Annotated in this window: 20 protein-coding genes; all 20 read right to left on the bottom strand. The window is 39.1% G+C overall.

The window, feature by feature from the left end:
* Positions 1–2: 2 nt before the first annotated feature.
* Positions 3–959 (bottom strand): Wzz/FepE/Etk N-terminal domain-containing protein, encoded by a 957-nt coding sequence (locus PALI_RS14020; protein WP_193156221.1) that lies wholly within the window; start codon positions 957–959, stop codon positions 3–5.
* A complete protein-coding gene (gene rfbA, locus PALI_RS14015) occupies positions 959–1,831 on the bottom strand; it encodes a glucose-1-phosphate thymidylyltransferase RfbA (protein WP_193156220.1) in 873 nt (290 codons plus the stop codon). Before rfbA ends, PALI_RS14020 begins: the two co-directional genes overlap by 1 nt.
* Positions 1,828–2,949 (bottom strand): dTDP-glucose 4,6-dehydratase, encoded by a 1,122-nt coding sequence (gene rfbB, locus PALI_RS14010; RefSeq protein ID WP_193156219.1) that lies wholly within the window; start codon positions 2,947–2,949, stop codon positions 1,828–1,830. Before rfbB ends, rfbA begins: the two co-directional genes overlap by 4 nt.
* 66 nt (positions 2,950–3,015) lie before the next feature.
* Entirely contained in the window at positions 3,016–4,815 is a 1,800-nt protein-coding gene (locus tag PALI_RS14005; protein WP_193156218.1) for an asparagine synthase-related protein, read from the bottom strand.
* 1 nt (position 4,816) lies between these two features.
* Complete coding sequence (locus PALI_RS14000; RefSeq protein WP_193156217.1) at positions 4,817–6,235, bottom strand: MOP flippase family protein; 1,419 nt, start codon at positions 6,233–6,235, stop codon at positions 4,817–4,819.
* A gap of 33 nt (positions 6,236–6,268) precedes the next feature.
* The gene (locus PALI_RS13995) at positions 6,269–7,321 is read right to left on the bottom strand and encodes a TDP-N-acetylfucosamine:lipid II N-acetylfucosaminyltransferase (protein WP_193156216.1); all 1,053 of its coding nucleotides are present in this window, start codon (positions 7,319–7,321) and stop codon (positions 6,269–6,271) included.
* 23 nt (positions 7,322–7,344) lie between these two features.
* Positions 7,345–7,923: an acyltransferase gene (locus tag PALI_RS13990; protein WP_193156215.1), complete on the bottom strand. Its 579-nt coding sequence runs from the start codon at positions 7,921–7,923 to the stop codon at positions 7,345–7,347.
* 33 nt (positions 7,924–7,956) lie between these two features.
* Entirely contained in the window at positions 7,957–9,084 is a 1,128-nt protein-coding gene (locus tag PALI_RS13985) for a DegT/DnrJ/EryC1/StrS family aminotransferase (RefSeq protein WP_193156214.1), read from the bottom strand.
* A 176-nt stretch (positions 9,085–9,260) separates the two neighbouring features.
* Positions 9,261–10,586 carry a hypothetical protein gene (locus PALI_RS13980; RefSeq protein ID WP_193156213.1) on the bottom strand — a complete coding sequence of 442 codons (1,326 nt, stop codon included), beginning with the start codon at positions 10,584–10,586 and terminating at the stop codon, positions 9,261–9,263.
* A gap of 495 nt (positions 10,587–11,081) precedes the next feature.
* Entirely contained in the window at positions 11,082–13,157 is a 2,076-nt protein-coding gene (locus tag PALI_RS13975) for a secretin N-terminal domain-containing protein (protein WP_226894555.1), read from the bottom strand.
* A 30-nt stretch (positions 13,158–13,187) separates the two neighbouring features.
* Complete coding sequence (locus PALI_RS13970) at positions 13,188–13,682, bottom strand: hypothetical protein (protein WP_193156212.1); 495 nt, start codon at positions 13,680–13,682, stop codon at positions 13,188–13,190.
* Entirely contained in the window at positions 13,679–14,272 is a 594-nt protein-coding gene (locus PALI_RS13965; RefSeq protein ID WP_193156211.1) for a hypothetical protein, read from the bottom strand. The genes PALI_RS13970 and PALI_RS13965 overlap by 4 nt, the downstream gene beginning before the upstream one ends.
* 2 nt (positions 14,273–14,274) lie before the next feature.
* Positions 14,275–15,435 (bottom strand): hypothetical protein, encoded by a 1,161-nt coding sequence (locus PALI_RS13960; RefSeq protein ID WP_193156210.1) that lies wholly within the window; start codon positions 15,433–15,435, stop codon positions 14,275–14,277.
* Between the two features lie 8 nt (positions 15,436–15,443).
* Complete coding sequence (locus PALI_RS13955) at positions 15,444–16,316, bottom strand: type II secretion system protein GspK (protein WP_193156209.1); 873 nt, start codon at positions 16,314–16,316, stop codon at positions 15,444–15,446.
* Positions 16,316–16,996, bottom strand: coding sequence for a PulJ/GspJ family protein (locus PALI_RS13950; RefSeq protein ID WP_193156208.1), 681 nt, complete (start codon positions 16,994–16,996; stop codon positions 16,316–16,318). The genes PALI_RS13955 and PALI_RS13950 overlap by 1 nt, the downstream gene beginning before the upstream one ends.
* Positions 16,989–17,420 (bottom strand): PulJ/GspJ family protein, encoded by a 432-nt coding sequence (locus tag PALI_RS13945; protein ID WP_193156207.1) that lies wholly within the window; start codon positions 17,418–17,420, stop codon positions 16,989–16,991. Before PALI_RS13945 ends, PALI_RS13950 begins: the two co-directional genes overlap by 8 nt.
* Positions 17,410–17,820 carry a type IV pilin protein gene (locus PALI_RS13940; RefSeq protein WP_193156206.1) on the bottom strand — a complete coding sequence of 137 codons (411 nt, stop codon included), beginning with the start codon at positions 17,818–17,820 and terminating at the stop codon, positions 17,410–17,412. The genes PALI_RS13945 and PALI_RS13940 overlap by 11 nt, the downstream gene beginning before the upstream one ends.
* Complete coding sequence (locus PALI_RS13935) at positions 17,821–19,023, bottom strand: type II secretion system F family protein (protein ID WP_193156205.1); 1,203 nt, start codon at positions 19,021–19,023, stop codon at positions 17,821–17,823.
* Positions 19,023–20,672, bottom strand: a complete 1,650-nt coding sequence (locus PALI_RS13930; RefSeq protein ID WP_193156204.1) for a GspE/PulE family protein — start codon at positions 20,670–20,672, stop codon at positions 19,023–19,025. The genes PALI_RS13935 and PALI_RS13930 overlap by 1 nt, the downstream gene beginning before the upstream one ends.
* The gene (gspG, locus tag PALI_RS13925; RefSeq protein WP_193156203.1) at positions 20,672–21,067 is read right to left on the bottom strand and encodes a type II secretion system major pseudopilin GspG; all 396 of its coding nucleotides are present in this window, start codon (positions 21,065–21,067) and stop codon (positions 20,672–20,674) included. Before gspG ends, PALI_RS13930 begins: the two co-directional genes overlap by 1 nt.
* Position 21,068: the final 1 nt, after the last annotated feature.

The following is a 21,068-nucleotide window of genomic DNA, read 5'->3' as shown; positions in this document are numbered from 1 at the left end:
AGTTAAGCGCGTGCATTTGTAGCTTTATTATCACGAATAAAATGAACTAACAAAACCATAATACATATAAAAAACACCGAAAAAGCAGCACCTAAAATACAAATAACCGCTCTATTGGGCGATGATTTTTGCTCTTCTATAATTGGACTTTCTATTACTTTAAAAGCAAATTCTTTTCTCACTTTAGCCAATAGCATCGCTTTGGTTTGTTCTTCAATAATGGTGTAAAAAACATTTTGCATTTCAGCAATATTTGTATTGGTTAGCTCTTCATTCAAGTATTTAATACTTTCTTTATTTTCTGCGATTTCTCGCTCTCTCACCGATTTATTAATTAATGTAACTATATTTTCTACATACATTTTAGAAACGCGAGGGTCGATGTGCTCAAACGAAATTTCTACCAACCCTGTTACTTTATCTTGTTCTATGGTCAGGCTTTTCAAAAAACGCTCGTATGCCTCATAAAGAGTGGGTTCAAATGTTTCCTGTGTTTTTTCATCTACTAACCACTGACCATTTTTATAAACACTGTCGTCAAGCTCCAGCGTTTCGCTATCTTTGTCCCACTTTTTGGCAGCAAATAAATTTACTTTTACATTATTATTTTCGATAAATTCATATAAAAAATCTTTCGACTTAATAACTTCTAAGTAAACCCCCGTTTCATCACTAGACCCACCTAAATTAATGCCCGCCACACTCGCTAAGCCGCCAAATTCTCCGGCTAAAGCAGACAATCCACCGCCTTCTTGCTGTTTTTGAGGAGAAAGTAGTACCGACGATTTATACATATTTGGTAACGTTAAGGAAAATGCTAACACGCTCGCACAGCATAAAAAAGAAAGTGCAATAATCAGCCATTTTTTATTCCATAAAATTAGCCACAGCTCAATAAGATCAAGTGCGTTTGTATTTTCTGAGTTTTGTGTCGAAAACTGATTTAAATTTTGAGCCATTAGTGTGTTCCTGCCGCCAGCTTTAAAAGGTACTGACCATAACCCGTTTTGTTAAGTGCATGTCCTTGCGCCACAAGTGCATCTTTTGTTAACCAACCTTGTGTATAAGCTATTTCTTGTAGGCAGGCGATTTTAAAGCCTTGTCGTTTTTCAACCGTTTGAACAAACAACGACGCCTCCATTAAGCTATCGTGAGTGCCTGTGTCGAGCCACGCAAACCCACGCCCTAGTACTTCGACTTTTAAGTTTTTATCTTCTAAATAAGCTTGGTTAATTGCAGTAATTTCTAATTCTCCACGAGCTGAAGGTTCAACTTGCTTCGCTTTTTGTATTACTGAATTATCATAAAAATAGAGTCCTGTAACAGCATAATTAGACTTAGGTTTCTCTGGTTTTTCTTCTATAGAAATACCATTAAAATTCTCGTCAACTTCAACCACACCAAAACGCTCAGGATCGTTAACCTGATAAGCAAAAACACAAGCCCCTTGCTCAATTTTTGCCATCGCTTTTAGTTTAGGTGAAAAATTAGCGCCATAAAAAATGTTATCACCTAAAATCAAACATACTGAGTCTTGGCCAATAAAGTCCTCACCAATTATGAATGCTTGAGCTAACCCTTCAGGTTTTTCTTGAATTGCATACGTTAGATTTATACCAAAATTACTACCATCACCGAGTAGAGCTTGAAATTGAGCTTGGTCTTGCGGGGTTGTAATGATCAAAATATCTTTAATGCCAGCAAGCATTAATACCGACAGTGGATAATAAATCATCGGTTTATCGTAAATAGGTAAAATCTGCTTAGACACGCCAAGCGTAATCGGGTGGAGCCTTGAACCACTCCCGCCAGCTAAGATAATTCCTTTCATGTATTTTCTCCTAAACGCTCTCGCTGATAAGTTCCTGCTTGTACTTGCTTGCACCAGTCAAGGTTGTCTAAATACCACATAATTGTTTTTCGAATACCAGACTCAAAGGTTTCTTGTGGCTGCCAGTTAAGGCGGCTATCTATTTTTGATGCATCTATTGCGTAACGCCTGTCATGACCTGGTCTATCTTTTACAAACGTTATTAACGCTTTAAATGATGCCAAATTGTGAGGTTTGCTTTCAATGAGTTTATCTAGCTCTGTACAAATAGTACTTACAACGTCAAGATTAGACTTTTCGTTATGCCCACCAATGTTGTATGTTTGACCTACTTCGCCAGCACTGGCCACAGCAAACAGGGCTCTTGCATGATCCTCTACATAGAGCCAATCTCTAATTTGTGAACCATCGCCATAAATAGGTAAGTCTTTACCTTCTAATGCATTTAAAATAACTAATGGAATAAGTTTTTCAGGGAAGTGGAACGGCCCATAGTTATTTGAGCAATTAGTAATAACAACAGGTAAGCCATAAGTACGCTGCCATGCTCTTACTAAATGATCTGAACTTGCTTTACTCGCTGAATACGGGCTACTAGGCGCATACGCAGACTCCTCAGTAAACAAAGGTAAATTTTGTGAAGCGTTTTCACCCTTCTCACTTCCCTCTTCAGTCTTCATATCTGCTGGATGTGGTAAATCGCCGTACACTTCATCGGTCGAAACATGATGAAACCTAAATGCGTGTTTTTTAGTTTCGTTTAAAGAAACCCAATATGCACGCGTTGCTTCAAGCAAAGTATATGTGCCAACAATGTTAGTCTGAATAAAATCACCAGGGCCATCAATTGAGCGATCAACATGAGACTCCGCCGCTAAGTGCATGATAATATCTGGCTGGTACGTTATAAATAATTTATCCAGTTTTTCCCGATCGCAAATATCGCCCTGTACAAAAGTATAACGCTCTGAGCTATCAATGCTTTTTAATGATTGTAAGTTACCTGCATAAGTGAGTTTATCTAAATTAATTACTTTATGCGGTGTCTCCTTGATTAAAAAGCGTATCAACGCACTACCAATAAACCCTGCTCCACCAGTAACAACAATAGTTTTCATTAAAAGCCTTTACTTTTTACATATACAATTTGCTCACCAAATACAATTTGCAAGCACATCAAGTTATTATCGCAAAATAATCCCGTGTTTACCATATTCGCTACTGTTTGAGGCATTACGTAGGCGCTTTAAATAAAGCTCAACAGTTAATAAGCTGCCTATTTTTTCAGGCTTAATTGCATCGTCCATAGCAAAAAAACGGGTCACAACATTATCAATATATTCATCACCTAATAACTTTTTAACATCGCTATTTGAATCACATAATGTGTTTTCTACATAACGTTTAAATTTAGCCTCTCGCAACCAAGTATCGTATGCAACATAATGCCTTTTAGGTGTAATGCGTCGATATAGCTTACGGGCAAGACGTTCAAAAACAGAGCCTTTAATTAAACCCACTAGGCGTTGCTTTAACGGGTTGTTCAGCGGTTCAACATGTGTTGATTGCAACGAAATAGGTTTTCCTGTTTGCTGCCATGCAATCGTTTTAAAGTAGTCAGGGTAGTAACGCAGTAACATCGCATGATAAAGCTTACCATTGCGGCGATATTCATCTGGTAACGAGTACAAAAACGCCACTAAATCGTTATCCATAAACGGCTTGAAATTATGAAGTTCATGGCTGAGCAAATCACTACCAGCGCCAATAAAACGTACACCTCGGTTGTAAATTAAAATGGGATCATCGTTAGTGTGTTCAAAGTAGGCATCGGTAATATTTGCATTGGGTAAGTGTTCAAAGTAACGCTCTGCGATTCGCTGCGATTGGCTAAGCGATGCTTTGTCCTGATCAAACAAGTAACTGCCACCAAACGTTACATCCCCTAAATAGCCGTTAAGCAAATAATTGGAGTCAGCGGCTATATTACTTACTGAACTTAATGCGTGCATATGTAACATATTTTTAAGGCCGTCGGTTAGCCATACGCCATGCTCACGGCCATCAAACCAGTTATGCTCATCTATACTTACCAACTGATTCGATACACCTGCCAACTGTGCAACTTGCTCAGCCAGTACAGCATCATCGCAACCAGCCTCACCAAAGGTGTACGTTTTTATTGTACCTTTAAAGTGCTGTTTTGCAGCCGCAAGTAATACGCGAGAATCAAGCCCGCCACTTAATGTTATAGCCAATGTTGGTTGCTTAACTGTTTTTATGCAACGTTCAACCGCACTATCAAACAGGGTATAAGCGTGCGCTGTTGCCTCATCAAACGTCATTGCATTGTTTGTTTTAATATCGCCCCAACTCCAATACCGTACCGTGTCATACTCTAAGCTAGTAATATCAATACTTGTAATTGACGCCGGTGCTAAACGTTTAATATTGCTAAACAAAGTTTGCTCACCTAGCATGTGTCCCACATCAACAAATGTTTTAAGTGCCGCAAGGTCAATGTGTTGCACATAGTCGGGGTGTAGAGCAAGTGCTTTAGGCTCACTGGCAAACCCTTTAGCTACATAGTTATCAGCCCACAAATAAAGAGGCTTTATGCCAAAGCGATCTGTTGCTAATGTCACTTTCTGAGCTTGTTTATCAAAAATAACAAACGTGAAATAGCCATTTAGTTGGCTACATAACTCACTTAAGTTGCCTATCAAATATTGATTTGCTACAAGCTCTGCAACATCGTCTTGCTGGCAATCTGTGCCATTAATAGAGTACACATCCCCCCATATATCAACACTTAAGTTTTGATTATTAAAGTGATGATGCGCAATGCCCGCAGTTGTTTTTATTAGCTGCTGGTATTGGCCTTCTAAACACCAGCTACTTGCAACTTTACCCGCTACCTCAGACAAACAAGGGTGAGTATCGGGTAATATATTCTTACTAATAAAACCTACTATGCCGGGCATTCTACGAACCTCGAATAAACTTAAAAACTTTTATTAATTGTGGAGCTATAGCAAGCACATACCCAACACAAATAAACGCAAACAAATATACTGCCGATAACATTAATAAAGGCTGTACACACACCAAAATAAACAACGACACCATAGCAAATGCCAGCACAGCTGGCGCAAGTGATAAACACAAACGTGCTGCCGACAGGCCGCTAACTGGTTTTATTAAATACAGCCAATGTAATACAAATAATACAACTTGCAATAACACCAACATCTTAACCATTTCAACAATGCCCGACTCAATGCTAAACACAATAATCAATGGCCGGGCAATTGTTACTCCCATATTCCACCAAAAACCACGTTTAACGTTACCACTGGCTCTTAAAAGCACCCCAATAGGATTCATCATCGAAATTATTAACATATACAAAGCCAGCCAACGCAGTAGCTGAGCATGTTCAAGCCATTGCTCACCAAAAGTGAAACTCAAAACTAAATTCGGAAATAACGCAACAAGGCTATACAAAGGAATATTAATTAAGCTAAGCAAACGTAAAATCATGCTATATAACAGCGCTAAACTGTGTGTATGTTGATGATTAACCATCAACGGAAACGCGACTTTATTAACCACCGGATTTATAAGCTGCAATGCAGGCCTAAACACTAATGCTTTTACGTAAGCATAAATACCCAATGCCTCAGCACCCAATAACTTACCAATTAAGAGCTGATCTAGTTGAGCACTTATAAAATTTACAAAGCTCTCACCGGTTTGGTACAAACCATATTTGATTGGCTCAATAATGCTGTGTATACGCAAACGCGTAAGCTTTGGTCGTAAATGTGCAAAACCAATAAGTAAACAACCACTGAGAAGCAACGCATTTAACAACTGCGATACCACCACCGAAAGCAAGCGCAAGTCAAATGCAAGTAACACAATGAGTACGGTAAAACTTGCGACACTGGCAAATACCTCTATTTTAGCAATGCTATTAAACCGCATAGCTTGTTGTAGTAAAGCCAAAGGTTGCTGGCCAAAACTACGAATTAAAAATACCGGCGATAAATACCACAACAGCAATGTTAGTGCCTGCATATCAAAAAATAACGCCATAGGAAACGCCATTGCAAACACCACAACCGAAATAAATAACCCCAGCAATACATTTACTATATATAACTGGTTAAGCTGATCTTTAACTAAATTTTTATGAAAAATAAGGGCATTAGAAATACCCGCATCACCAAAAATTTGTGCAAAGCTAACCACCAATTGCACTATTGCCAGTACACCCAGCTCAGCAGCAGTTAAATAGCGCGCCAGCACTATTAACTGAACTAACTGTAACAACCCCTTAATAAGCGTTGATGAGGCCGTCCACGACACCCCACTTAACGCATCACGCGCTACGCTCATGTATTTTTCTCAATAAAAATCGGGCACATAAAACTAGGCTTCTTCATACAAACTTTGCAACATTGCACGCCATTTAGGGGCCAGAGCCTGCTCGGTAAAATGCTGCTGCATTAAATCTGCATTTTTACTATTTTGCTTGCTTGCTAACTGTGCAAGCTCATCAAAACTAAGCGCTGTTAATGTTTGTGTTTTATACACGTCAAAACCTAACGACGTTAAATTGCTGTAGCTTGACGTGCTCGCCAGTAAAAATAAAGGCTTCCCCATAAGCAACATTGCATACGCAACATATAGACCCTGCTGCCTTTGCTGAGCAAATACAGTAATATTAACGTCGTTTAATAAATCGTCATATTGCGCTTTGCTTAACATGCTTGTGATAGCCACTGCTTTATTAGCAAATAGTGCATTAGCATGGCTAATAACGCGTTCAACATAGTGAGCTTCACCGCCATAATTAAGCGGCATTATTATTTGTATATTACACCCCGCTAAATGAGATAGCTTATCCAAGGCTTCAATATGATTATTGCTTGAGGCAGCCGAATTACCCAGCAAGATTTTTAAAGGTTGCTTGGTAAAATTAGCGTTGGTCGTTGTTTCCTGAACCTGCATACCAATAAGTGGATAAGGCAGTACGTCAACTGCCTTACGTTTTAAAACCTGTTTAGCAAGTTGAGCATCGCCTGGATTTAACGCAAAAACGTGATTAAAACGATTAATAACCAATGCATGCAATACATGCACAATACGCTGCTTAATAGTGCGCCCTGCTTTAGTGTGCCTATATAATTCTGCGCCCCACAACACACAGCTACTGCGTTTAGTAACAGGGTTAAAAAGTAACTTTTTCCATATGTGCATATCAAACACACCATGAAATACCACGTTATCGGCTTTAGTTAAGTCGTTAAGCAACGCAAACAGCTCAGCATTATTTGCATAGGTTACAAAACCATCAACGCTCTGCGCTGATTTAACCCAAAATACTTGGCTACAATTGGGCTTGCACTGCACATTAAAAAATTGCTGCATGGGAAAATAATGATGTGGTGTGTCGGCAAACACATGAATAACTCGGTTCATATAGCTTTACTCATAGCGTAGACTCATTGTTGCTCGCTATTATAATGCGTTAAAAATGCAGGTTCTAAATTAAGTAAATTTTTACTGCGCGGTTTTATATATTTCGCAGGTTGCCCGGCGTAAATACCCCAAGACTGTAAATCACGATTAACCAAGCTTAATGCGCCAAGAGCAACACCGTCATCAAGTACTACATTGGGTAAAATAACGCAGCCAGCCCCCACAATAACGTGTTTTTTGAGCGTTACAGGGCCATGATCTACGTTAGTAAACTGCTCATTCACTGTGGGATTAGTTAAGTACTCGCCCGAGTAATCGTCACTGCTTGAATAAATAGACACTCTGGAGGAAATATTACAAAAATCATCAATACTGATTTTACCCGCGCCTATTAATGAACTAAACACCGCAATATGTACATGGCTGCCTATAAAAATCCCGCCCTTACCTGCGCTGATTACACAAAAGTCGTCAATACGTACGTTATCACCTAGGCTAATTGAGCCTACCCCGTAAAATGAGGCCTGCGTAGAAATACGTACATTTTTGCCTACACGCAAAAAACCTAAATCAAGCAATGCTTGTTGTGTATATATTGCCATATTAAACGCCTTGTAATATCAACCTAAAACAGCTTAAGTATTGGCCTTAAGCACAGTCATTAAATGATCACATATTTCGTCTACGCCATCGAGGGTTAAGTCTGTAAACATAGGCAAGCACAAAATACGTTCGCTAAGGCTATTTGCAAGTGGGGTATCTCCGCGCATGCCATACGCTGGGACTTGGCTCAAACTTGGGAAAAAATAACGACGAGTTTGCACACCCACCTCAGTGAGCGCCGCCTGCACTTTTAGTAGTAGGGTTTGTGATTCAAAAACCACCGGCATATATGCGCCATTGTTATTACCATCACAGTGCCAAACTTGTAACTGTACCGTATTGATTGCTTTTAATCGTTCAGTGTAACGCTTACTTAATTGCTGGCGCCAAGACGTTATATGGTCAAGGTGCTCAAATACACTTAACCCCATAGCAGCGTGTACTTCGCTCATTTTCGCGTTTATACCTACAAATTCAGGGTATTGTTGTGCATCAAAGCCAAAGTTAATTAACTGCTTTGCTTTTAAATAATCGGCTTTGTGCTTAAAAACAATCGCACCGCCTTCAACACTATGAAACAGCTTTGTTGCATGCAAACTCAATGTAGCTACATCTCCTTTGTGCAATACGCTTGTTATAGTCATATCATTGTCAGTATTTTTAATATCGCTGGCAAAAGCATGAGCCGCGTCGTAAATAACTTTTAAATTATGCTGTTTGGCAGCGCGTTCAATACCTGCCACGTCACACGGATTACCAAATACATGCACCCCTAAAATAGCCGTTGCTTTATTTAACTGTGCCTCACTGGCTTTTGCTATATCTATATTGTAGGTCTCAGGGTCAATATCAATGAACTCAGGGGTCAGGTTTGCAAAACATAGCGAGCTGGCCGTCGCTGCAAATGAGAAGGGGGTCGTTAATACACAACCGCTTTCGTTAGTGTCAATATTAAGTGCCGCAAACGCCACTTGCAATGCTAATGTACCGTTAGCAACCAGTAATAGGTGCTCAACATTAAAGTACCCAGCAAGTTGTTGTTCAAGCTTTTGCAAACACGGGCCATTATTAGTAAGCCAGTTGCGCTCAAATACCGATGCAATGTGTGCTGTATAGTTATTTAACGGGGGTAAAAAGGGCTTTACAATGGGGTATTTCAAAGCGGTCACTCATAAAACAAAAAGGTGGGGCAGTGTAGCAAACAAGCATAAATGGGTCTAGCCGCTAAGTGTTATCAGGCTGTTACAGCGAGTTACAAACATAAAAAATATGCAATAAAAAAGCGAGCCTAAGCTCGCTTTTTTTCATAAACCAGTTGGCCTATGTATAAAACTAATTACTTAGTTTTTACACGGTCAGCATCAGCTTTATGGTAGTAAACACCAGTTACGTCGATGTCGCCAGCTGGAGAGTTAACTACAACTTTCACGTGTGCATTACCCATAACACCACTTGCTGTTGCGAAAGCTTTAACTTCGCCAGAAATGTTAGTAGTTGCTTTAGGTGTAGCAGTAGCTGTTAAAGTTTTAGTGTAAGTTTTGCCTTCAGCTGTAATATCTACAGTGATTGCACCAGCTACAGAACCAGTGTTAGAAACATTGATAGACTGAGCGTACTGAGCATCAAACGGCATGAAAACGATGTTTTCATCAAAGCCATTTAGAGTCCAAGCACCAGCAGAAGCTGAAGCAATAGTCTTAGTTGAAGCAGCGCCTGCAGCAGTGTTGTATTTGATTGCAGAATCAATAGTGAACATTTGCGTAGGTAAGATTGGCGCTTTAGCGTTTGCTTTACCAAGAACAGTGAAAGTACCTGTCATAGCTTCAGCTGTATTACCAGCAGCATCAGCAACTACTACAGTGATAGAATCGCCAGCAGTGTTAATTGTGCTAGTGTATGTATCAGCACCACCAGTTGCAGCAAATGCAGCAGCTAGTTCAGCAGCATCAATACCTGCGTCGCCATCGCTTTCCATCCAAGAGAAATCACCCTTGATTACGTGAGTAGCACCAGTGTAAACTGCGTCGTGTGTACCAGCAGCTGCAACAACAGGAGTAACTACTAAAGTATCTGTAGTGATTGAATCATTACCAACTGTAAACTGCTTACGCTCGTTTTCAACGTCAATTACAGCGTTAAGTTTAGTTGTTGCTGAAGAGCTTAACTGTGACTTAGAAGTAACAACAGTAGAAGTTGCTGTACCAACGTTATCAAGATCTAAACCAGTAGATGTTTTTGCAGCGTAAGAAAGCTTGATATCGCCTGCAGCATCAGTTACTGAAGTAGTTTTAAGAGTTAAACCGTTAAGTAGGAAATCTTTACCGCTGAATACTTCAACTGGTGAAGGAACTGCAGTTACACGGAAAGTAGCTGTAGATGCAGTCTTAGATAGTAGACCTACTGTAGGTACATTAGTAAAACCAGCAAAAGTGATAGCAGGAGCTGATGTAGTATCAAACTCAGCGCCACTTAAAGTAATAACGAACACATCACCAACTGCATATTCTGCAGCAAGTCTGATTGTGTAAGTAGGTACAGCTACAGAAGTTTGGCCTACAGCACCTTCTAGAGATACTACGTTAGGTGTAGCAGAAGTAACAGCAGCGTTAGCAAAACCAGCAACACTTGTTAGCGCTAGCGCTAGTAAAGTTCTTTTAAACATTTTTTATTCTCCAAAGTTTCATGAAACAGGAACTTTCATTGTTCCCTTTATATTTATGGCTGACCATGCACCATAGGCCGTCACCTAAGTGACTACTAATCAGACCAAGAGTAGTCTAAACATTGTTAGTTTATTGTCAAGCAATTAACTAAGCTTAAACTAATAGATTAATGTTACCGTTTTATGCACCAGCGCACAAGGTTTAAAAACCCTTAAAAATCAGCGTGGTATAAAAAACATAAACAAAAAAAACATATTGTTAACAACAGCTTAAATAAAATCATTAGATAGCGTTTATTGATCATTTATACAGTGTAGTAAATATGCAGCACTATGCATAAAACCGATTATAAATACTTACAAGCCCACATAATATAAAGCACAAACTCACTAAGTTATAAATAACACTCTTAAAAAACAATCTTTTATTAAAACCAACAACTAAAAACAATACTTTTTAACTACATAAAATCTAGTGTTTTTTTATGTGTTTTTTTATTTTTTGCCATCTACTTTGCTTTCAGAGAGCTTAAGCTCAGTTAAGCCCAATTTAAACTGATTATAGGCACTATCCCACTCGGCAGTAGAGTTAACAATTCGCGGCGTAACCAATACCACTAGCTCTGTTTTATTAGTGTTGTTATCTGTGCTATCAAATAATCGGCCAAACAATGGGATTGTTGATAAAAAGGGTACCGACTGATCGCTTAGCGTGCTGTTCTCGCTAATTAAGCCACCCAACATAATGGTTTGCCCGTTACCTGCTATTACTTCTGTTTTTAAAGAGCGTTCGAAAATAATCGGGTTACCGCCTGCGCCACTAGTGGTCGCTTGATTACTTATTTTTTGGGTTATTTCCATTAATACCACCCCTTGCGCATTTACGGTTGGAGTGACTTGTAAATCAATACCGGTTTCTAAATATTCTACTGAAGTGCGTGAGCCATTAACTGGGTCGGTAATTATGTCGCCCACCACAGGAATACGATTACCTACAGTTATACTTGCTTCAACACCATCGCGCACTGCAAGGCTTGGGCGTGAAAGCACGTTTACATAAGAATTTTTTTGCAGCAAATTCAGTGTGAGGCTGCCTTGTATACCACTTAATACATAAGATAACCCTGACTCATTGTTATCTAAATTAAAACCACCTTGCTTTGCTACGCCTTTATTTGTTAAAGCAAACTCCACCCCTTGTTTAAACTCATCGGTAAGGGTGACTTCGGCAATCATCACTTCGAGTACGATTTGTTTTGGCATTATATCAAGGCGCTTAATCATAGGCAGTAAATTACGATATGCATCCCCAGTGGTATAAAAAATAATTGAATTAGAGCGCGAATCCACCACCATTTTCATGCCATCAACGCTGACTGAAATACTTTGCTTAGCGTTACTTTTAGTATTATTGCCACTACTACCAACTTGCTTATTTTGGCTCGCCGCTGAGGTTGAGCTGCTCAAGCCTTGTGACGTACCACCGCCTAGTAATGCTTGTAGGCTCTCACCTAAATCTGCTGCTCTGGCAAATTCAGGGTTAAACACAAAATATTGCTCTTGGTTGCCGTCGGCGGGTTGATCAAGCTGTTTCGCCCAATATTCGACTCTTTTTATAAAGCGCTTGTCGTTGGTGAAAAATACCAGAGTATTAGTACGTTCTATTGGTACTACCGACACTGCTTGTTCATTTGAAGCATTAATGCTTACAGAAATACCCTCTTGCTTCATTAAACTCTGTAGCTGCTTACCTAGCTCATCAACCGGTATAAAGGTTGACTTATACATGCCTATTGAGCGGTTTCTAAATGCGGGTTGATCGACCAATTGCATAAACTCAAGCGCTTTTATTATGTCGCTGCGTTTACCTTTAAACATAATTGCTTGTTGGTCAAATAATGGGGTTGCATTAACATTAGTTAACTCCCTAATCGTGTTTGCTAATGGTGTTTGCATGCCCGATTTAAAGGGTGCAAGTTGTACGATTTCGTTTGCTGAATTAGGGACGTCTTCTGGATTTGCGCCATAGCCGTAAACTAAGTTACTTGATAAGCCTCCTTCTGACTTATGAATATAATAAATACCCTCTTGATAACGAATGAGTATGTTACGCTCTTGCAGCATTTGCTCACTCAAGGAGAATAGCTTTTGCTTACTTAGCTCATCTTGCAAATTAAGGGTTATTTGATCTTTAGAATTATTGAGTTCTTCGCCTAAAATGTAATTTACGTTAAGTAACTCACCAAACACATAATGCAGGTAGTCTTTTACTAATAAGCTGTCGGCAGTTAGCTTTACTGTTTCGGTACTGCTAAATTTACTGGCTAAGTCGGCTTGGGTGCTCTGGCTTGTTTTGTTACTTGCTAAAGGCTCTAAATACGTGATGCCGTGTTGAGCAGCGGTTTTAGAATCGCTAGTGCTTAAATTTTCTACATCGTTTGCTTTAACGTTTACTATAGTAGTATTTTCTAAATACGATGGTTGCGGAGCAATACCGCCATTGGTGGTGTTACAACCAGCTAATACGCCACTTGCCAGTAATCCTAAAATAAGTGTTTTGCTGTGTTTCATAATTTTTCCGTGCAATAGTGTATTAAGCAATTAACCGCGCTGGTACATTACTAAAGTAATATGTTGAGGTGCTTTATCAAGCTCCACCTGTGTATTTGACAATATACTCAGCGTATACCCTTCCACGCTTTGCTCATTTATATATTTAACTAGCGTAGTTTGCTGCGTTTTTATATTTTTTTGCTCTATAAGTACATAAGGTATCGGTGCAAAAATAACCGCTTTAAGACTCAGTTCTAAATCGCCTGCAAATACGCTTAATAACTCACCATTTTGCGCCGCTTGCGCTGCTTTACTCAGACCTTGCTCTGTTTGTACTGGCTTAGTCACCTCAACATAATTAGTGTAAAGCTGCGTTAGTTGTACATTTGCTGGATCTGACAATAAAGGCAGAGGCTGTGCATTATTAATACCGGCAGAAAAGTCGTTTTGCCCCTGCGGCTGTTTTTGTATAAAACGCCCCGTAATATCGCTAATTAATAACAATACACATGCCGTAATAGCCGCTAAGGTTAATTTATTCATAGCGCCTCTTGCATTGCTGTAGTTTGTTCACTTTTTGACTGTTGCATATAAAAGGCAAGCTCTATGGTGCCTTCTACTCGGCCTAACTGCTCATTATTTTGCCCGTTAAGGTTTATATTAAAGGTTTTTAACTCAGCCTTTGGCGCGGTATTTTCAAGCAAGGTTATTAATTTTATATAATTAAGCGTGCTGCCCTTTATATTTAAACGTAATTGATGGCGCATTAATTGCCCGTTAGCCACTAACAAACTAGGAAGCCAACTACTGGTGTTTATTTGCAGCTGCTTACTGGCAATGGTTTGCTCTATTTGCTGTTGCATGGCTAATTTAAATTCGGCTTCGCTTTTATAGCTAATAAATAAGCTATTAATTGCTTTTAGCTGTGCATTAATTTGCTGCTGACTTTTGCTTATTTGGTTTTGATTAATAATTACATTTTGCGATTTACTGGCACGCTTTTGTAAATTAGCTAACTGGCTCAATTGCTCATTTTGCCAATCAAACAATGGCACTATTATAAATTTTAATATAATTAGTAATGCTAATGCACCGAGGGCCAACTGGTGTTTAGGCTGTTTTAAATCAAACATGGTTATTTAGCCTCGCGAGTTGTATTGGGTGCAATAGGCATGCTTTGATCTTGTAACGTTGTGAGTGTAAAGCTAATTACAAAGCTCTCGCCACGGCGCTCTTTACGCGATGGGTAGTCAAATTTTGCGTTATTTACCCGTGGATTGTTTATTATTATTTGCAAGGCGTTAGTGGCTTTATCTGCGGTGCCTCGTAGTACATAACGACCCTCTTCAAAGCGTATATTACTGAGCTCTGCTGATAAAAATAACGGATGCAGTACAAAAAACAATGAACTTGAAATTTGCTGGCTTTGGGTAAAGCTTTGCAGCGTTTTGAGCGTGTCGGACGAAGTTTGAAATTGCTCTAACGTAGTAAGCGCTTGGTTAACTGCACCTTTATTTTGTGCCAGCTCACTTTGCAGCGACTGTGTTTTATACATTAAATAACCGCAGGTTAACGCAACATATGCACCAAAAAACACGCTAAATATTATGGCTGATTTTTTTAGCTGTGCTTTAGTAAAAAGCCCTGAAGGCAACGTAAAAAATGCTGCTAGTTGCTGCTTAGGTTGTGCTTGCAAACCTTTAATTAGCGTTTGGGCGTACTGTGTGGGGTCGCTAATATTAATAACATGCTTGCAAGGTATGCCAAACATTGCAGCAAAACGTTCAGCACTATTAACTAGCGGACTTGTTAACGCCGAAAACACACTTTGCTGATGCTGAGCTACAAACATAGCCGCAAATACACTGCTGCTTATTACTTGTTCAGTTTTGAGTGTTTGGCTTAGTAATAAAGTTTCCGGCAAGTTTAACCATGCTTTAGGGACGCCAGTAAAGCGCCAATGCGTTACTTTACTTTGATCTTGCTCTAGGGCCTTAATAATATAAGCATTGTGTGTATTAGGTTCATTATTGACAGTAGAGTTATTAATTTTAATTAAATTAACCAGCTCTTTTTTATTGCCTATGGGGTAGTTTTCACTTTGCTCTGAGTAATGTATACGCCCTACTATTTGTATTAGGGCTGTGTTTTTACTTTCATCACTTACAACGGGCGTTGGTACTAAAGTAAATTTTTGCTCGCCATTTAAAGCAAACTTATAGGGTGCATTGCTGTAGTAAACTACATTTTTGCACAGCCACTTTTTTATCCATAATGTTAGTTTACTTTTAATCATTAAATACTCTACTGCGCCTTAACTGCAACAATATTCACAACAAGCTGCTTATTTGGTTGCAAATGGTAATAAGTTATTTTTTTAATATTTGCATCGCCCACATGAGCTTGCAAGGTAACTTTAAATAAGTTTGACGGGTATAAAATAATATCCTCACTCTCGTAAAAACCAGTTACTTGTGCAAACTCATTTACTGTTAGCTGTTTTGCATTACGCAGCATAATAACATGACTTGCTACGTCGTTGCTTAACAAGGCATTAAGCAATGAGTCTGGCGCTGTCATGGGATTGAATAACCCCTTTTTATATTGCGTTGTATTATCCTGCAACGCATTTAACTGTTTGGGCTGTAAACCTAAATGCTTTAACTCACTAATGTCGTGAATAGCAGCATGGCGCGCGGTTACATTATTTGGTAAGTAATCGCTGCGTGCATCTACGCTTTGCCAATCTATTATTTGCTGCGAAGTTAGCTGCGCATCATAATCATTTAGACCACTGTAGGTCAACAGTTGGGTTAAGCGCTGCTTATTGGGGTAGTGCAAATTCAGTAAGCCCCGTAAATCTTGCAAAGCGATATTTACATATTCGTTGTATTTAAACTCTTTGTCATGAAAGTTCCAATTTGCAATAAGCGCGCTATTACTTTGATTATCTGTTTGCTTACGAGATTGCGGATTTTTGTCTTCTGTTAGCAAAGCATACAGTATATTGGCCTCGGCGTTATGCAGCTCGACATACGCTTGTGCTTTGTCGACCATTAAGGTGGCATTATGCACTTGGTTACGCGCTGATTGAGTAAAATACAATGCTAATATAGAAAGCACCGCAACTATTAGCAGTACTTGTACTAAGGCTATGCCCGAGATACCGCGCTGCATTAAAAGTCACCCGTTTGTATATAGTTACTAAACCAGCTATTAGATTCTTTATCTAACTGGCTGTAAAACGCGAGTACTTGTTGGTTTTTAACGAGGGTGATTTTTATTTTTTGTGGCGTAAGTTGCTGATCTAACCCCGAGTAGCTAGTTTGCCAAGTCGGCACTACGCCAGGAGTTTGCATTGCCATTTCATCCAGGCTTTTCCAGCCCAAATAGCTTATGTTTACTTCATCTAAGTTAGTTAATAAGATTTTTTGCTGTGTAAACTCTATATTTTGCTCGCTATTGATTAGCAGTAACTCACTGCCGGATATAGCTTGATAAACTAGATTGTATTTACCATTGGGGTTTTGCGCAGCGGTTAGCCTAAATATTTCGGGGTTTTGTGTATCTATAAGGCCGCGCTTAGTAATGGCTAATAAGCTATCAATGCCTCCTACAAAAAACATTTCTGGACGACCTTTTTTATTTTTAATTAAATAAGGTTCAATACCGTCAATGGTATTTTGTAATAGATAAACGGCTCTAGTTTGCGCTGCATTTTGTTCAAAACTGCCCAGCTCTTTATCCCAACGCGAAGCTAACTGCATATATACGTAGTTACCAGTAAACATCAGTAACGACAGTAACGTCACCGATATTAGCAATTCAATAAGGGTAAAACCTTGCTGCTTATGCATCGTGCCAGCTTACTTCGTTAAAGGTATAGTTTTTTACAATTCCGTTGCTGTTAATGGTTAAAACAACTTGCCATAATTTAAATTGCTTTTTTAATGCCATTTGCTCACCAAACTCTAACTTACTTACATCGTCGGTTACTGTTTTAGTTTGTTGCACTGTGGCTTGCCACGTATATGTACTTTGCCAAGCACTGCCTTGAGCGTTTAATTGCGTTTGCTGTGAGCTTGCATTTTGTACATCTTGTTTTATTTGGCTTAATAACGCGGGCACGTTAGCCACTATGTTAACGTGGTTGCTGGCTTTTTCGCTTGATATAAATGCACCTCGGTAAATAAGCGATACGGCCCCCATGGCGGTGAATAAAATAATGGTGGCAACCAGTAACTCTATTAGTGTAAACCCGCTATTGTTGTTATTTTTCATTCGCAAGCTCTAACGAAATAGATAATGGTTGGTCTCTAAAGTGGCCATTAATTTGTTGCGGACTAACAAAACCATTTGCATTAAAGTTAACCCACTGTAGGGTAAATTTTAATGATTCTAAGGTTTTTGTTTTAATCAACTCATTACTTGGTTTTGAATATAAATTTAATGTATTACCATTGAGTTCTAGTGCATAATTTTGCTGTTCTATGAATGCTTGAAAACCAATGTTTTTAATCCACTTTGTAGTAGTTAACAGCTCTGTTTTAGCTTCTGTTTTATCAACCGCTTTAATAGAAATAGGCGCAACAACAGCTAATAATAAACCAACAATACTAAGCACAATAATAAGCTCAATTAGGGTAAACCCTTTATTAAACCTACGACTAACTAAGTACATTTAAAAACCTACGTCGTTTAGTGAAATCATGCTCATTAGCATTACAACAACAATACCACCGACAAATCCACCCATAAATAAAATCATTAATGGTTCTATTAATGCTGTCATGTTGTCGGTCCAAGTTTCAAAATCTTGGCGTGAGCGATTGGCTATTTCTTCAAACACAATATCGAGGTTTCCCGATTCTTCACCTACTTCGAGTAGTGAAATATAAAATGGTGGGTACAAAGATGTCTGCTCAAGTGTAGGCGTTAGCTGGCTACCACGTTTAACTTTTTTACGGGCAATATTCATCTCGCGATTTAACACGTGATTTTTAATATTACCGGTTGAGAGCTCAAGGGCTTGATCGATAGGTACACCGGCTTTAAGCATTAAGCTTAAACCGCTATTAAAACGTATGCGCTCTACCGTTATAGTAGCGTTAGCAACAACAGGCAGTTTAAGTGCAGATGTGTGCCACCACTTTAAAAATGCTGGCTTTTTTGAAGCCCACATTAATGCCGGTATTGTAGCTATAACCCCTAGTACGAGCAACCCTTGGTATTGATTCATCCACGCGCTAATAGATAACATTAGCTCAGTGTACCAAGGCATAGTGTCGAGCTGACCAAACATATCGGCCATTTTAGGTATGATAAAGTTAAATATAAAAAATATACTTAACACACATACAAATAAAATAACGCAAGGGTAGGTAAGCGAGCCTATTATTTTACGTTGCAGCTCTCGTTTGAATTTTAGATCTTTAGCAAGTCCTGCAAATATTTCGCTTAAATTCCCTGAGGCTTCACCTAACTCAATTAAGTTACAGTAAAGGTTATCGAATACCTCAGGATGCGCCCTGCATGCTTGCGATAAGCTACTGCCTTTTTTTATTGTGTTGCTTATATCGCCTAGCATTTTAGCCAATGCAGGCTTTGCTTTGGTCCGCCTAATTATATCTAAACCACGATCGATTCTAACCCCTGTTGCTAATAACAAGCTTAGCTCTGCAGTTAAAAATTCGAGATCCGATAACGATATTTTGTTATTAAACGATAGCCCAAACGATACGTGTTTTTTTTCTTCTCTGACTTCAAAGGCTAGTAACTTTTGGCTTTTTAATTTTGCTATAGCATCTTGTTGGCTGAGCGCATCTATTTGCCCTTGCGATTTAGCGCCTGAAGCATCGTACGCCTTGTAATTAAATAGTGGCATTAACCTGCTACCCTAATCACTTCTGCTATAGTTGTGTGTCCAAGTACCGCTTTGTATAAGCCATCTTCGAGCAATGTGCGTCTGTTTAAGCTTTGATTATGCTGTTTAGCTTTAGGTATAAAATCGGCATCTTTTGGCATTGCTTTTATTTCGCTATCACAACGTAAATACTCCGTTACAGCCATACGGCCTTTATACCCTGTTTGGCTACAATGCTCGCAGCCTTTGCCACGTTTTAACTCTATTTTTGGTAGATTAAAGCGTTGAGCAAAGCTATCTAAGTTGTATTTTTCTATAAGTACTTGCGCATCTGGCTCTGGCTCTGAGCAATGTGCACAAATTTTACGAGCTAAACGCTGAGCAACAATTGATACTAGTGCTGCATTAAGTAAAAACTCTTCAACACCTAAGTCAAGTAAACGTGTATACGCACTGGCTGCATCGTTGGTATGTACAGTACTAAATACTAAGTGCCCCGTTAGCGCTGATTGCAACGCTATTTGTGCTGTTTCTTTGTCGCGTATTTCACCTAACATTATGACGTCGGGATCTTGACGTACAATTGAACGTAGACCTGCCGAAAAGTCAAAACCTATATCACTGTTAACCTGTACTTGGTTTATACCAGGAAGCTGGTATTCAACAGGATCCTCTAAAGTAATGATTTTTACATCATCGTTATTTAAGGCGTTTAAAAATGTGTATAAAGTCGTTGTTTTACCCGAGCCCGTTGGTCCTGTAAGCAATACAACCCCAGCGGTCGTTTTTATGTCTTCTAAAATCATTTGATTAATATCAGCAGACAAACCTAATACAGACATGTCGTAACGCACGTTTTCTTTTCGTAAAAAACGCATTACGACTGACTCGCCATCATTTAGAGGCAAAGCCGATACTCGAATATCGATTTCTTGATTGGCAATTTTCATTTCTATTTTGCCATCTTGCGGACGACGTTTTTCAGCAATATCCATACCAGACAGTATTTTTAATCGGGTAATGATAGGCAACTGTTTGCGAGCCGAAATTGTTTCCGCTTCGTGTAATACGCCGTCAACACGAAAACGTGCACGATAACGCCCTTGATAAGGTTCAAGATGCATATCGGACGCACCTTGGCGTAATGCACGACTAATTAAGGAATTAAGTAAGTTTACTGTTGGTGCTTCTGTGGCAAGTTCTTTGAGTCGCTCTTCTTCATCAAGTGGGTTATCGTCCAACACATCTGCGGTTGGTTCTTCGTATTTAGCAATGAGAAGCTGTGTATCAACTTCGTTTGCTATAAATAACGAGTACGCTTGGTTATTTTTAATTAACCATTCATTCATTACTTGGTTTAGCGGATCTTTACATGCAAACTCAATATGCTGGGCGCTTTCACTAATAGGCACCCAATTTTGAGCTATAAAAATATCGAGCGTTGGTTTGTCGATTAGCAAAGGCGTAAAATTTGCATATTGCTCATTAGTAAATAAAGGGATATCCAAATATTCACTAAGTAATAATGCAACTTGATCCTCTGGTAAACTCCCCATATTGACAAGAATTTGCTCTAACCGGCCACTGTACTTTGCTTGGTAGCTTGTTGCACGTTCAAGATCGTGCGGATCTATGCTAAATTTATTTAGCAGTAAGTCGTGTAATTGCATTATTGATGAATGATATCCGCGTTATTGTCTGTGCCACCTTCTTTCCCATCACTACCATAAGATTTTAAAGTGTATGGATTACCGTTTGTACCAGGTATTTTGTAGATATATGGATTACCCCAAGGGTCTAGCGGGATATCTTTTGGTAAGTACGGGCCATCCCAACGAGGCTCATCACCTTGACGCAATTTTGATAGCTCTGTTGGATATTTACCTAAATCAAGACGGTAAGTATCGATTGCGGTTTCAAATGATGACATTTGCGCTGCAGCAATTTTACGTTCAGATGAACTTAGTTTTGAGAAAAATTTAGGTGCTACTAACGACATTAGCAAACCCAAAATAACAATAACGACGAGTAGTTCCATCATTGTAAAACCGTGACTTTTTTTCATA

Origin of the sequence: Pseudoalteromonas aliena SW19, assembly GCF_014905615.1 — a bacterium.
GTDB classification, from domain to species: Bacteria; Pseudomonadota; Gammaproteobacteria; order Enterobacterales; family Alteromonadaceae; genus Pseudoalteromonas; species Pseudoalteromonas aliena.
The sequence above is the reverse complement of the archived record's forward strand: the minus strand, read 5'-3'. Positions and strand labels throughout refer to the sequence as shown.